10 protein-coding genes and 1 pseudogene are annotated in these 12,639 nt (G+C 61.9%); 9 read left to right on the top strand and 2 right to left on the bottom strand.

The window, feature by feature from the left end; translation table 11 throughout:
• The first annotated feature begins 124 nt into the window (after positions 1 to 124).
• The 5 genes from ND528_RS01460 (at position 125) to ND528_RS01440 (ending at position 6,034) form a co-directional block, all read left to right on the top strand.
• Positions 125 to 400, top strand: coding sequence for a hypothetical protein (locus ND528_RS01460; RefSeq protein ID WP_130911145.1), 276 nt, complete (start codon positions 125 to 127; stop codon positions 398 to 400).
• A 36-nt stretch (positions 401 to 436) separates the two neighbouring features.
• Positions 437 to 2,086, top strand: coding sequence for a malate dehydrogenase (quinone) (gene mqo, locus ND528_RS01455; RefSeq protein WP_263469419.1), 1,650 nt, complete (start codon positions 437 to 439; stop codon positions 2,084 to 2,086).
• A 183-nt stretch (positions 2,087 to 2,269) separates the two neighbouring features.
• Positions 2,270 to 2,875: a biliverdin-producing heme oxygenase gene (locus ND528_RS01450; RefSeq protein WP_039763256.1), complete on the top strand. Its 606-nt coding sequence runs from the start codon at positions 2,270 to 2,272 to the stop codon at positions 2,873 to 2,875.
• Positions 2,872 to 5,109, top strand: a complete 2,238-nt coding sequence (locus ND528_RS01445) for an ATP-binding protein (RefSeq protein WP_212615960.1) — start codon at positions 2,872 to 2,874, stop codon at positions 5,107 to 5,109. The genes ND528_RS01450 and ND528_RS01445 overlap by 4 nt, the downstream gene beginning before the upstream one ends.
• A gap of 337 nt (positions 5,110 to 5,446) precedes the next feature.
• Complete coding sequence (locus tag ND528_RS01440) at positions 5,447 to 6,034, top strand: LysE family translocator (RefSeq protein ID WP_130909516.1); 588 nt, start codon at positions 5,447 to 5,449, stop codon at positions 6,032 to 6,034.
• Between the two features lie 150 nt (positions 6,035 to 6,184).
• On the opposite strand, the gene ND528_RS01435 is transcribed toward ND528_RS01440, so the two are convergent.
• A complete protein-coding gene (locus ND528_RS01435; protein WP_263469417.1) occupies positions 6,185 to 7,018 on the bottom strand; it encodes an AraC family transcriptional regulator in 834 nt (277 codons plus the stop codon).
• A gap of 176 nt (positions 7,019 to 7,194) precedes the next feature.
• Between ND528_RS01435 and ND528_RS01430 the strand changes: the two are divergent.
• Positions 7,195 to 7,578 (top strand): annotated as a pseudogene (locus ND528_RS01430) (GFA family protein); the annotation flags it as partial.
• A 731-nt stretch (positions 7,579 to 8,309) separates the two neighbouring features.
• Here the strand turns inward: ND528_RS01430 and ND528_RS01425 are convergent.
• Positions 8,310 to 9,140: an alpha/beta fold hydrolase gene (locus ND528_RS01425; RefSeq protein WP_130909519.1), complete on the bottom strand. Its 831-nt coding sequence runs from the start codon at positions 9,138 to 9,140 to the stop codon at positions 8,310 to 8,312.
• A gap of 250 nt (positions 9,141 to 9,390) precedes the next feature.
• On the opposite strand from ND528_RS01425, the gene ND528_RS01420 reads away from it, so the two are divergent.
• Genes ND528_RS01420 through ND528_RS01410 form a run of 3 tightly spaced genes read left to right on the top strand, consistent with a single transcriptional unit; the run spans position 9,391 to position 12,611 of the window.
• Positions 9,391 to 9,846: a (2Fe-2S)-binding protein gene (locus tag ND528_RS01420; protein WP_137216125.1), complete on the top strand. Its 456-nt coding sequence runs from the start codon at positions 9,391 to 9,393 to the stop codon at positions 9,844 to 9,846.
• 22 nt (positions 9,847 to 9,868) lie between these two features.
• Positions 9,869 to 12,031 (top strand): xanthine dehydrogenase family protein molybdopterin-binding subunit, encoded by a 2,163-nt coding sequence (locus ND528_RS01415; protein ID WP_263469414.1) that lies wholly within the window; start codon positions 9,869 to 9,871, stop codon positions 12,029 to 12,031.
• Position 12,032: 1 nt separating this feature from the next.
• Positions 12,033 to 12,611, top strand: coding sequence for a hypothetical protein (locus tag ND528_RS01410; protein ID WP_122506902.1), 579 nt, complete (start codon positions 12,033 to 12,035; stop codon positions 12,609 to 12,611).
• The last annotated feature ends 28 nt before the right edge of the window (positions 12,612 to 12,639 follow it).

Genomic DNA, 12,639 nt, shown 5'->3' with positions numbered 1-12,639 from the left:
GCGCGTGGCAGCGGTGGTTCACGCCAGGCGACCAGCGCCGCGAATGCACCGTTGGTCTTTTCCATTGCACTTGGAGGGCCTGCGGTTTTCCAAACAGTCCGATCAACGTGTTCTGGAGGCAGACATGAACAACCCATCCAGCAACGACAAGGCGCTCAACGAAACCATCAATCCCAACGACGACGGTTTCGTCATTGGCACGGCCGGGCGTGATGAAGACCCCAACGCCACCACCGACTGGGACGTCAGCCGCGACAACGAAGATGTCATGACGCCCGAGGATACTCGCGGTCTGCCCGGTTATCCCGGCGCGGAAAAGAACAACCCTTCGAAACCGGTTCCCGACAGCAGCGTGCCCGCCAATGGTGATCCAGCCGTGCAGAACGACGGCGCCGACTAAACTGGCGCTATCGCCGACAGAGCCCAAGGAGGCCCCATGAACAACCCGATGCGCACCTGCGCACTGGTCGCCTTGACCCTCTCGGTCGGCATTGGCCAGGCGTATGCCGAACAAACCAATCGAGTCGACGTCATGCTGGTCGGCGGCGGCATCATGAGTTCGACGCTGGCGGTCTGGCTCAGTGAGCTGGAGCCGGGTTGGTCGATGGAAATGGTCGAGCGTCTGGACAAGGTCGCCGAGGAAAGCTCCAACGGCTGGAACAACGCCGGCACCGGCCACTCGGCGCTTGCTGAACTGAACTACACGCCGGAAAAGGACGGCAAGATCGACATCACCAAGGCTGTCGAGATCAACGAGGCGTTCCAGATCACCCGGCAGTTCCTCGCCTGGCAGGTGAAAACCGGCGTGCTGAAGAATCCGCGCTCGTTCATCAACTCCACGCCGCACATGAGTTTTGTCTGGGGCGACGACAACATTCGTTTCCTGAAGAAACGCTACGAGGCGTTGCAGGCCAGCCCGCTGTTCCGCCCGATGCAGTATTCCGAAGACCCGGAGCAGATCAAACAATGGGTACCGTTGATGATGGAAGGGCGCGACCCGACACAGAAGATCGCCGCCACCTGGACGCCGATCGGCACCGACGTCAATTTCGGCGAGATCACCCGTCAGTTCGTCAGCCATCTGCAAAGCCGCGATAATTTCAACCTCAAACTGTCCACGGAAGTGCGCGACATCAGCCGCAACGACGATGGCTCGTGGCACGTCGAATACAAGAACCTCAAGGACGGCACCACGGCCGCCACCGACGCCAAATTCCTCTTTATCGGCGCTGGCGGGGCGGCGTTGCCGCTGTTGCAGAAGTCCGGCATCGAGGAAGCGAAAGACTACGCCGGGTTCCCGGTGGGCGGCTCGTTTCTGGTGACCGACAACCCCGAAGTCGCGCAGCGGCACATGGCCAAGGCTTACGGCATCGCCTCCACCGGCGCGCCGCCGATGTCGGTGCCGCACCTCGACACGCGAGTGCTGGATGGCAAACGGGTGATTCTGTTTGGCCCGTTCGCGACGTTCTCCACCAAGTTCTTGAAAGAGGGTTCGTATTTTGATCTGCCGGCCAGTACGACCCTGCACAATCTCTGGCCGATGGTTCGGGTCGGCGTGCGCGAGTTCGATCTTGTGCAATACCTCGCCGGCCAGTTGATGCAGTCCGATGATGACCGTTTCGAGGCACTGCGCACCTACTTCCCCCACGCGAAGAAGGAAGAGTGGCGGCTGTGGCAGGCCGGCCAGCGCGTGCAGATCATCAAGAAGGATGAGCAGCAGGGCGGGGTGCTCAAACTCGGCACCGAAGTTGTCGCCTCGAAGGATGGCAGCATCGCCGGGCTGCTCGGCGCATCCCCTGGGGCCTCGACTGCCGCGCCGATCATGCTCGATCTGATGGGCAAGGTGTTCAAGGACAAACTGGCCTCGGCGCCGTGGCAGGACAAGCTGCGGCAGATCGTGCCCAGCTATGGCACGCGCCTGAACGAACACCCGGACAAGGTCATGGAGGAGTGGCGCTACACCAGCGAAGTGCTGCAACTCACGCCGCCTCCGGGCATCGATCAGGCCCCGGCGCAAAACCCGCCGGGCAATATCGACGCCGTGCAGCAGAAGAATCTGGACAGCGATCCCGATCTCAAGCCCTGAGACTGGCAGATGTGGCGCGGGTCGAACTTTTTTGATCCGGCGCCACTCTGAACGTGTCATAGGGTCGCGGTTCGACAGAAAAAACGCTCCGGCAGTCAGAAAAAGCTGCGTGGCGTGATAAATTCCCCGCACGTCGAGCCCACCCAGAATGGCCCCTGCCGGGTCCCACCAAGAGCGATCTACATGCAAGCAAAGGCCCGTGAGGTTTATGTGCCACCGGTGCTGCAGGATCTGCGGGCCGGCACAGCCGAACTGCACATCGCACTGGAAAAACGCCTTCCCTTTTTCTCCGACACCCTCGATACCGCCGCTTTCGAGCGCCTGATGGCGGCCTATTACGGTTTTTATCAGCCGCTGGAACGGGCGTTACTCGCCAGTGGCGCGGTCCCGGACGATTTCAATCTGACGCCTCGTCTGAAAGCCGAGACCTTGCACGCCGACCTGCGCGCGCTGGGCGCGACGGCCAATGATTTGCCGCTGTGCGAGGACCTGCCAGTCATCGACTCCAGCGCTGCCAGCCTTGGCGTTCTGTACGTGCTCGAAGGCGCGACCCTCGGCGGGCAGATCCTGCGCCGGGAGATCGCCGCGCGGCTGAATCTGGACGCCGACAACGGCGCCGCGTTTCTCGATGTCTACGGCGCGGCCACCGGGCGGCGCTGGCGTGAGTTCATCGAATACCTGAGCAACCGGCCCATGGCGGCCAGCGAACGCGCGGCCGTGGTCAGCGCAGCACAAACCACATTCAGCTGTTTCGAGCAATGGCTCGAGCGCCAGGAGGTACTGGCATGAACCCGCAAGACCCACAAGCCTTTGAAGAACTGCTGGCCAACTGTGCCGACGAGCCGATCCGCTTTCCTGGCGCGATCCAGCCCCATGGTCTGCTGCTGACCCTGACCGAGCCTGCGCTGCAGATCATTCAGGTCAGCGCCAACGTCGAAACCCTGCTGGCCCGCGCGCCCGAATCCTTGATCGGCCAGCCGCTGCACAGCCTGATCGGCGCCGAACACACCGCGCAAGTGCTGCAAGCCTTGCAACAGGCGACGTTCTCCGAGGCGGCGCCGCTGCGCTTCGAGCTCAATGGCACTGAGTTCGAAGGTTTGCTGCACCGCCATCAGGGTGTGCTGATTCTCGAACTGGAAATTCATGTGAAGAATTTCCAGCCGCGCAACGTCGCTGGGGTCAACACCCATTTGGGCCGCATGCTCCAGCGCCTGCAAGCGGCGACCACGCTGCAGGCCCTGTACGACATCAGCGTCAAGGAAATCCAGGCGATGACCGGTTACGACCGGGTGCTGATCTATCGCTTCGAGGAGGAGGGCCACGGTCAGGTCATCGCCGAAGCGTCCGATCCATCGATGGAAGTGTTCAACGGCCTGTTCTTCCCGGCTTCGGACATTCCCGAGCAGGCGCGCGAGCTGTATCGCACCAATTGGCTGCGGATCATCCCCAACGCCGATTATCAGCCAGTGCCGCTGGTGCCGAAGCTGCGCCCGGACACGCAGACGCCGCTGGACCTCAGTTTCGCCACGCTGCGCAGCGTCTCGCCGATTCACTGCCAGTACATGAAGAACATGGGCGTGCTGTCATCGATGAGCATCTCCCTGCTCAAGGGCGACAAGCTCTGGGGCCTGATCAGCTGCGGCAACCGCCAGCCGCTGCACGTGCCGCATGAATTGCGCATGGCCTGCCAGACCATCGGCCAAGTCCTGTCGTTGCAGATCAGTGCCATGGAAACCCTTGAGCTGACCCGTCAGCGTGAAGAGAAGGTCGAGGCGTTGGCGCGGCTCAATCAGGCGATGATCGATTCGCCGCAGAACGTCTTCGACGGCCTCGCCCAGCAGCCTGCAACGCTGATGGCGCTGGTCAATGCCGGCGGTATCGCGATCATCGAAGACAAACAGTTGCACCGTTACGGCAACTGCCCGGCGCCGGAAGAAATTCGCGCGCTGCACAAATGGTTGCAGGCGCGCGGCGAGCCGGTGTTTGCCAGCCATCACCTGTCCAGCGTTTACCCGCCGGCGGCGCAGTTTCAGTCGGTGGCCAGTGGTGTGCTCGCCATGAGCCTGCCCAAACCGGTGGACAACGGCGTGCTGTGGTTCCGTCCGGAAGTGAAGGAAAACATCAACTGGAGCGGCGACCCGCGCAAGCCGCTGGATCTGGAAAACTCCGACGCCGGGATGCGCCTGCGTCCGCGTACCTCGTTCGAGATCTGGAAAATCGAGATGGCCGGGATCTCCACCAAGTGGAGCCACGGTGATCGGTTCGCCGCCAACGATCTGCGCCGCTCGGCACTGGAAAACGATCTGGCCCGCCAGGTGCGTCGCGAGCAGGCGGCCGTGCAGGCGCGCGACGATCTGGTGGCGGTGGTTTCCCACGACCTGCGCAACCCGATGACGGTGATCTCCATGCTCTGCGGCATGATGCAGAAAGCCTTCAGCTCGGAAGGCGCGCACACCTCGCGGCGCATCTCCACGGCGATCGACACCATGCAACAGGCCACGGCGCGGATGAACACGCTGCTGGAAGACTTGCTCGATACCTCGAAAATCGACGCCGGGCGCTACTCCATCACCCCGCAAGCGCTGGAGGTCGGGCTTATCTTTGAGGAGGCGCAGGCATTACTGTCGCCGCTGGCTCAGGTCAAGGACATCAGCATTTCCTTCCAGGCCGATCCTGATTTGCGCATCCACGCTGACCCCGAGCGGCTGTTCCAGGTGCTGTCGAACCTGGTCGGCAACGCCATCAAGTTCACTCCGCGCATGGGCACCGTCGGCGTCCACGCCAAGTCGGTGGGCGATGAGATTGTCTTTATCGTGCGCGACAGTGGTGAAGGCATTCCCAAGGAGCATCTGCCGCATGTGTTCGATCGTTACTGGACGGTGAAGGAAGGCAACCCGACCGGTACGGGTCTGGGTTTGTACATCACCCAGGGCATCGTCGAAGCCCACGGCGGGCAGATCGTCGCCGAGAGCGAGCCGGGGCAGGGCAGCGAGTTCCGCTTCACCGTGCCGCGCCTGGCCTGACTGTTCTTGTGGGGATTGATCGTTCCCACGCTCTGCGTGGGAATGCAGCCCGGGACGCTCCGCGTCCCTTCACTGCTGGGACGCAGAGCGTCCCTTGAGGCATTCCTTTGCTGCGCGTGGGAACGATCAGAACGTCGGGTGCAGCGCCGATCCCTGTGGGAGCGAGCCTGCTCGCGAATGCGGTGTGTCATCCACAACTGCACTCACTGACCCACCGCTTTCGCGAGCAGGCTCGCTCCCACAGGTGATTCGCATCCTCAGGGTCATTTTCTTCAATACCTGAAATAAGCCCCTAGCTACCGTAGCCACCTCGTTCTTCGTTTGAAGCAGGTGTGCAATGAGTCTGATTCTTTCCATGGCGGCGTTTGCCCTGGCCGCATCCATCACCCCCGGGCCGGTCAATATCGTCGCCTTGAGTTCCGGCGCGCAGTATGGCTTTCGTGCCAGTCAGCGACACGTCGCCGGGGCGACGTTGGGGTTTGTGCTGTTGCTGGTGCTGATGGGCCTGGGCCTGCATGAGGTGCTGCAACTTTGGCCGTTCATGACCCGCGTGGTGCAATGGGCCGGGGTGGCGTTTCTGTTGTTCATGGCCTGGAAACTGGCCAGCGATGACGGCCAGTTGCACACCAGCGAGTCCGGCCGCGCGCCTTCGATGCTCTATGGCGCGGTGATGCAATGGCTCAACCCCAAGGCTTGGTTGGCATGCGTAGCCGGCATGGGCGCGTTTGTCGCTGATGGCGAGGCGCGGCTGGTCTGGCAGTTTGCAGCGGTGTATCTGGTGATCTGTTATTTGTCGGTAGGCTGCTGGGCGTATGCCGGGACGTTCTTGCGCGGGTATCTGAGCAATACCGCCGGGATGCGCTGGTTCAACCGGTTGATGGCGTTGTTACTGGCGGTGAGTGCGCTTTATCTGTTGTTCACTTGATTTCCTGACCGCATTCCCTCTGTAGGAGCTGACGAGGGCAACGAGGCTGCGATCTTTTGATCTTGCTTTTAAAGATCAGGATCAAAAGATCGCAGCCTCGTTGCACTCGTCAGCTCCTACAGGGGGATCTGTGTTTGCTGCAGATCGGGATCAGCCGCGATACTGCCCCGGCGTTGCCGCCAGATGCTGTTTGAACGCCCGCTGAAAATGCGCCTGATCGGCAAATCCGGCCTCTAGCGCCACATCGGCAATCAACCGCCCACTGCGCAAGCGCTCGCGGGCGAACTGGATGCGCTGGTTGACCAGGAAGGCATGCGGCGTCATCCCGTAGCGCTGTTTGAACGCGCGAATCAGGTATGACGGCGATAGTTGCGCCGCCGCGCAAATTGCCTCGAGGCTCAGCACTTCGGTGCAATGTCCACGGATGAAATCAGCGGCGCGCTCCAGCTTGAAATTCGGCTCGGCAACGGGCTCATCCGCCGGATTCAGGCGCCCCTGCAAATCACTGAAAAACTCAACCGCCGCGCTGTGTTTCGCCAGCGCCTCCATTTGGTCGTCGAGCAAAACCTCATACAACCCCATCAACTTGCCAAACAGTTCGGCATCAGTCAGATGCGTGTCGGAAAATCGGCGAAATTCCAGCTCCCCGGCAAACCCCAATTGATGCTGCAAATCCGTCAGCCACGGCGTTTCGACATACAACATCACGTACGACCAAGGCTGATCATCGATCGGATTGCAGGCATGCACATCGCCGGGATTCATCAGCACCACGGTGCCGGCCGCCACCTCATACTGCGCTTGCTCATGCACATAAGTGCTGCGTCCTGCGGTGATCGCGCCGATGGAAAAGTGCGCGTGGGAGTGCCGCGCATAACAGACCTCGCGCCCATCCGCGATGGCCCGCGCCTCGATGAAAGGCAGGGCGTCGTCGCGCCAGAAACGCGGAGCTTTCTCTGGGTTTTTCGCAGCGGCGTGTTTCATTGTTATCGTCCCGGCAGGTCAGCGTCCGAGTGTATTAGCTCTGGCCGTCGAATGCCCGTTGCAGTGCGGCAACATTGAGTTCTTTCATCTGAAACATCGTCTGCATTGCAGCGCCGACTGTTATAGGCTCTGGGGGCGTGACACCACGAACGCGATGGAGCTGAACCACGACTGCATTTACCGGCGGATGCCTGTGCGGCGATGTGCGTTTTCAAGCCTCTGGCGAGCCTTACCGGGTCGGGCTGTGCCATTGCCTGGACTGTCGCAAGATCCACGGTGCGCTGTTTCATGCCTCGGCGATTTTTCCTGAGGACGCGGTGACCATCAGCGGTGGAACCCATGAGTATCAAGGGCGGCACTTTTGCCCGCGCTGTGGCTCGTCGGTGTTCAACCGCAGTGGTGATGAGGTCGAGGTGAACCTCGGCGCGCTGGATGCGCCGGATCAGTTGAAGCCGACTTATGAGAGCTGGATTGTGCGGCGTGAATCGTGGTTGCCGGATTTTCCGCTGGCCAGGCATTACCGTGGTGATCGTGAAGGCAAAGGGCGGGCAGAGGGGTAGGGGATTGATTCAGCCTTCAGCACGCCTGCGATTTCTGTGGGGGCGAGGCTGCTCGCGAAGGCTTGTTGTCGAGCGATGATTTGTTCGGTTGACCGAGTACATATCCGTTGCTGCGGTAACGGCTGCTTAGGGTTTCGCCCTTACGGCGAGTCACCTTTTTCAGACGCCAAAAAGGTAACCCAAAACGCTTGCTCCTGCGTTCGGCCCTCGCAGGCTCGGGTTCCTTCGCTGCGGGATCGATCCGGGCGCAGCGGCTACGGTTTGCTTCGCTGCACCTCCTTCCGCTGTGTCTGGCTGCGCCAGACGGTCGCTGCGCTCCCACGCCCGGATCGATCCCTCCGCTCAGCCTTCCGACGTCGCCCGTGGATCAAAAGCAAGATCAAAAGCACTCGAGCTTGCGCTCATTGTTGAGTGGGGCGGCTTTGCCGCGGGCAGCTGCGCTGCTTTGCTTTTCTGTGGGAGTGAGCCTGCTCGCGATTGCTATCTCAAGGATACGAAAGAACAGCGGATCTACCCTGATCCCTGTGGGAGCTGGCCTGCCAGCGATGGCGGCCTTCCAGCCGACCAGTCTCTGGCGGATATATACCCAATTCCAACTGTGGGAGCGAGCCTGCTCGCGAAGGCGTTGGGTCAGTCAACATGCAAGTGGCTGAACGAACGCTTTCGCGAGCAGGCTCGCTCCCACAATTTGTTTTGTGGTGTCCGCTGCTATGGGTACATCCTCAGCTCTGTCAGCCGCGAATAAACGCCAACAAATCCGCATTGATGGTTTCCGCTTGCGTGGTCGGCATGCCATGCGGGAAGCCCGGATACGACTTCAGTGTGCCGTTGGGCAGCAGTTTCGCTGACAACGGTCCGGAGTTGGCGTAGGGCACGATCTGGTCATCCTCGCCGTGCATGACCAGCACCGGCACGGTGACTTTTTTCAAGTCTTCGGTGAAGTCAGTCTGCGAGAACGCGACGATGCCGTCGTAATGCGCCTTGGCGCCGCCGATCATGCCCTGGCGCCACCAGTTGGCGATGATCCCTTCCGCCGGCTCGGCGCCCGGGCGGTTGTAGCCGTAGAAAGGTCCGCTCGGCACATCGCGATAGAACTGCGCGCGATTCGCCGCCAACTGCGCTTGAAAGCCATCGAACACCGATTTCGGCAAGCCGCCGGGGTTGCTTTCGGTCTGCACCATCAATGGCGGCACGGCGCTGATCAATACCGCTTTGCTGACCTTGTCCTGGCCATGCCGGGCGATGTAATGGATCACTTCGCCGCCGCCGGTGGAATGGCCGACGTGCACCACGTTGCTCGTACCCAGATGATTGACCACGGCCAGCACATCGTCGGCGTAGTGATCCATGTCGTGGCCGTCCCAGACCTGGCTTGAGCGCCCGTGCCCGCGTCGATCATGAGCAACCACCCGAAAGCCCTGTGCCAGGAAAAACAGCATCTGCGCGTCCCAGTCATCCGAACTGAGCGGCCAGCCGTGGTGGAAGTGGATCACCGGCGCGTCGCGCGGGCCCCAGTCCTTGTAGAAAATGTCGACGCCGTCTCGAGTGGTGACAAAGCCCATAGGTGCTGCTCCTGACTCAAAGGATGGTCAACCGCGATGCATCGCGGACCGCTTGTGCAGAGGTACGACGACTCATTCGAACCGTTATCAACTGTAGGAGCAATGCCGGGGTCTGCATGACCGCTGGTCACAACGGCTGGCTTCAGGCGCAAATTAGGCTTTGCTGAAAGGGATAAGCGCGGGCATCCGTAGGTTTTCACGACCACAGCGATGCCCCTTTGCAACACCGTGAGTCTGAGGAAATCACCCGATGTTGACCCTGAATATCAATGGCAAGGACCACGAGCTCGATGTCCCCGCCGACATGCCGCTGCTCTGGGTTCTGCGCGATGTCGCGCACCTGACCGGGACCAAGTTCGGTTGCGGCATGGCCCAGTGCGGCGCCTGCACCGTGCACGTAGACGGCGCGCCATTGCGCTCCTGTATTACCCCGGCGACCGCCGTTGCTCACGGCCAGAAAATCCTCACCATCGAAGGCTTGTCCACCGATGGTTCGCACCCGGTACAGCAGGCCTGGGCCGAGCTGGACGTGGTGCAGTGCGGTTACTGCCAGTCCGGGCAGATCATGTCCGCTGCCGCGTTGCTGGCGAAAATTCCCAAGCCCACCGACAGCGATATCGATCAGGCGCTCTCCGGCAATATCTGCCGCTGCGGCACCTATCCGCGCATACGCGCGGCGGTCAAACGCGCCGCCGACATCGGCTGAATCATTCTCTGGGAGATGGACGATGAACAATCCGCTATCACGTCGCGGTTTTCTCAAAGGCAGCGCTGTGTTGGGCGGCGGCTTGATGGTGGCGTTCGTGGTGCCGGGGGCCAATCGCTTCGCTCACGCGGCGGAGGATCAGAACAAGACGTTCGCGCCCAATGCGTTTCTGCGCATTGCGGCGGACAACAGCGTCACCGTGCTGCTCGGCCATTCGGAGATGGGGCAGGGCATCTGGACCGGCCTGACCATGCTGATCGCCGAAGAACTGGACGCCGACTGGTCGAAAATCCGCGTCGAGCACTCGCCAGCCTCAGCGGCGGATTACGGCTTGCCGGCATTTGGCGGCATGCAGATCACCGGCGGCTCGACGTCGACCTGGATGGAATTCGACCGCTACCGACTGGCCGGGGCGACGGCGCGGCAGATGCTCGTGGAAGCGGCGGCGAAACGTTTCGATGTCGCGCCGTCGACGATTCGCACGGAGTCCGGCGTGGTCATCGCCGGGGACCAACGCGCGACCTACGGCGAACTGGCCGATGCCGCCGGGCAACTGCCGGTGCCGGATCCGAAAACCATCACCTTCAAGGAGGCCAAGGACTGGAAAGTCATCGGCAAACCGACCAAGCGCCTCGACACCCCGGAGAAAATTACCGGCCGCGCCAAGTTCGGCATGGACGTGCAGTTCGAGGGCCTGATGACCGCGATGGTCGCCCGCGCCCCGGTGTTCGGAGCCACGGTGAAATCCTTCGAAGGCGCCGCAGCGCTGGCCATTCCCGGCGTGCACAAGGTGGTGCAGGTGCCCAGCGGAGTAGCGGTGGTGGCCGAGCATTTCTGGGCGGCGAAACTCGGGCGTGATGCTCTGAAGGTCGATTGGGATCTCGGGCCGCTGGCCGACATGAGCAGTGAAAAACTGCTGGAGAGTTTCCGCAAACTGGCGGCGACGCCGGGCACCTCTGCCACTCAGGCTGGAGACGCCAAGGCCAATTTCGGCAAAGCCGCGAAGAAAATCGAGGTCGAGTACAGCGTGCCGTATCTGGCCCACGCGCCGATGGAACCGCTCAACTGCACGGTGAAAATCAGCGCCGGCAAATGTGAAATCTGGACCGGCACGCAATTTCAGACGCTGGACCAAATGGTCGCCAGCAAGATCACCGGGCTCAAGCCCGAGCAGGTCGAAATTCACACCGAATTCCTCGGCGGTGGTTTTGGTCGCCGCGCCAATCCGACCTCGGATTTCGTCGCCGAAGCCGTGCAAGTGGCGAAAGCGGCGGGCCTGCCGGTGAAAACCGTGTGGGCGCGCGAAGATGACATTCGCGGCGGCTACTACCGCTCGATGTATCTGCACAAGGCGCAGGTCGGGCTGGGCGCTGATGGCTTGCCGATGAGCTGGCAGCATGTGCTGGTCGGTCAGTCGATCATGGCCGGGACGTTGCTCGAGGCAGCGATGGTCAAGAGCGGCATCGATGCGACGTCGGTCGAGGGCGTGGCTGACAGTCCGTACATCAAGGATCTGCCTCACCATCAGGTCGACCTGCATTCGCCGCAGACCGGCATCAATGTGTTGTGGCTGCGTTCGGTCGGCCATACCCACACGGGTTTTGTCATGGAATCGCTGATCGATGAACTGGCGACGGCGGCGGGCAAGGATCCGGTGGAGTACCGGCGAACGCTGCTCAAGGCGCACCCGCGCCACCTCGGCGTGCTCAATCTGGCGGTGGAGAAGGCCAACTGGGGCGCACCGTTGCCGGACGGGCATGCTCTGGGCGTGGCGGTACACGAGTCGTTCGGCAGCTACGTGGCGCAGGTCGCCGAGGTGTCGCAGGACAACCTGGCGATCCGTGTGCATCGGGTGGTCTGCGCGGTGGACTGCGGCATTGCGGTGAATCCGCAGAGCATCGCCGCGCAGATGGAATCGTGCATCACCTTCGGTCTTGGCATGGCGTTGCACAGCAAGCTCACCGTCAAGGACGGCGGCGTCGTGCAGTCCAACTATCACGATTACCAGGTGTTGCGGCTCAACGAAATGCCGGTGGTGGAAGTGCACATCGTCCCCAGCAGCGAAAAACCCGGCGGCATCGGTGAGCCCGGCGTGCCACCGACCGCGCCGGCCGTGGCCAACGCCGTGTTCGCCTTGACCGGGCAACGCCTGCGCGAACTGCCACTGCAACTGTCGGGGGTGTGAAATGAAACGACATCTTGTGTTGGGCACCGTCGTTTTGCTTGGTCTCGGTGGCTACGCTTCGGACCTGTTTGCCGAAGATCAGGAAGCTCTGAAAGCCTTCGCCACGGTGCAGAAAGTGTTCCAGAGCCCACGCTGCCAGAACTGCCACATTCCCGGCGATTCGCCGTTGCAGTTCGACGCCGGCATCCCCCACGCGATGAATGTGGTGCGCGGCATGGACGGCAAGGGCGCCGCCGGTTTGCCCTGCGCCACGTGCCACGCCGAAAGCAACCCGCCGGCCAGTTACGGCCCTCACGCGCCGCCGGGTGCGCCGCACTGGAGCCTGCCACCGGCGGCGCACAAAATGGCCTGGATCGGTCTGCCCTCGGACAAGCTCTGCGCGATGATCAAGGACCGCGCAAGCAACGGCGATCGGGATTTCGCTGCGCTGTTAAAACACGTCAGCGAAGACAAACTGGTGCTCTGGGGCTGGAATCCCGGGGCAGGGCGCGCACCGGTACCGGTGCCGCACGATATTTTCGTCGCGCAATTCAAACTCTGGGCTGATGCCGGCGGGCCGTGTCCGGTGGCGCAGATGTGAAGCCTCGGCGATTTAACGCTACGCTCAA

This window comes from Pseudomonas mercuritolerans (assembly GCF_025706525.1).
GTDB classification, from domain to species: domain Bacteria; phylum Pseudomonadota; class Gammaproteobacteria; order Pseudomonadales; family Pseudomonadaceae; genus Aquipseudomonas; species Aquipseudomonas mercuritolerans.
The sequence above is the reverse complement of the archived record's forward strand: the minus strand, read 5'-3'. Positions and strand labels throughout refer to the sequence as shown.

Coding starts and splice junctions, on each gene's coding strand:
- ND528_RS01425 (WP_130909519.1), bottom strand. CDS start 9,140: ATGGGCTTTGTCACCACTCGAGACGGCGTCGACATTTTCTACAAGGAC.
- ND528_RS01415 (WP_263469414.1), top strand. CDS start 9,869: ATGAACAATCCGCTATCACGTCGCGGTTTTCTCAAAGGCAGCGCTGTG.
- mqo (WP_263469419.1), top strand. CDS start 437: ATGAACAACCCGATGCGCACCTGCGCACTGGTCGCCTTGACCCTCTCG.
- ND528_RS01450 (WP_039763256.1), top strand. CDS start 2,270: ATGCAAGCAAAGGCCCGTGAGGTTTATGTGCCACCGGTGCTGCAGGAT.
- ND528_RS01440 (WP_130909516.1), top strand. CDS start 5,447: ATGAGTCTGATTCTTTCCATGGCGGCGTTTGCCCTGGCCGCATCCATC.
- ND528_RS01435 (WP_263469417.1), bottom strand. CDS start 7,018: ATGAAACACGCCGCTGCGAAAAACCCAGAGAAAGCTCCGCGTTTCTGG.
- ND528_RS01420 (WP_137216125.1), top strand. CDS start 9,391: ATGTTGACCCTGAATATCAATGGCAAGGACCACGAGCTCGATGTCCCC.
- ND528_RS01445 (WP_212615960.1), top strand. CDS start 2,872: ATGAACCCGCAAGACCCACAAGCCTTTGAAGAACTGCTGGCCAACTGT.
- ND528_RS01460 (WP_130911145.1), top strand. CDS start 125: ATGAACAACCCATCCAGCAACGACAAGGCGCTCAACGAAACCATCAAT.
- ND528_RS01410 (WP_122506902.1), top strand. CDS start 12,033: ATGAAACGACATCTTGTGTTGGGCACCGTCGTTTTGCTTGGTCTCGGT.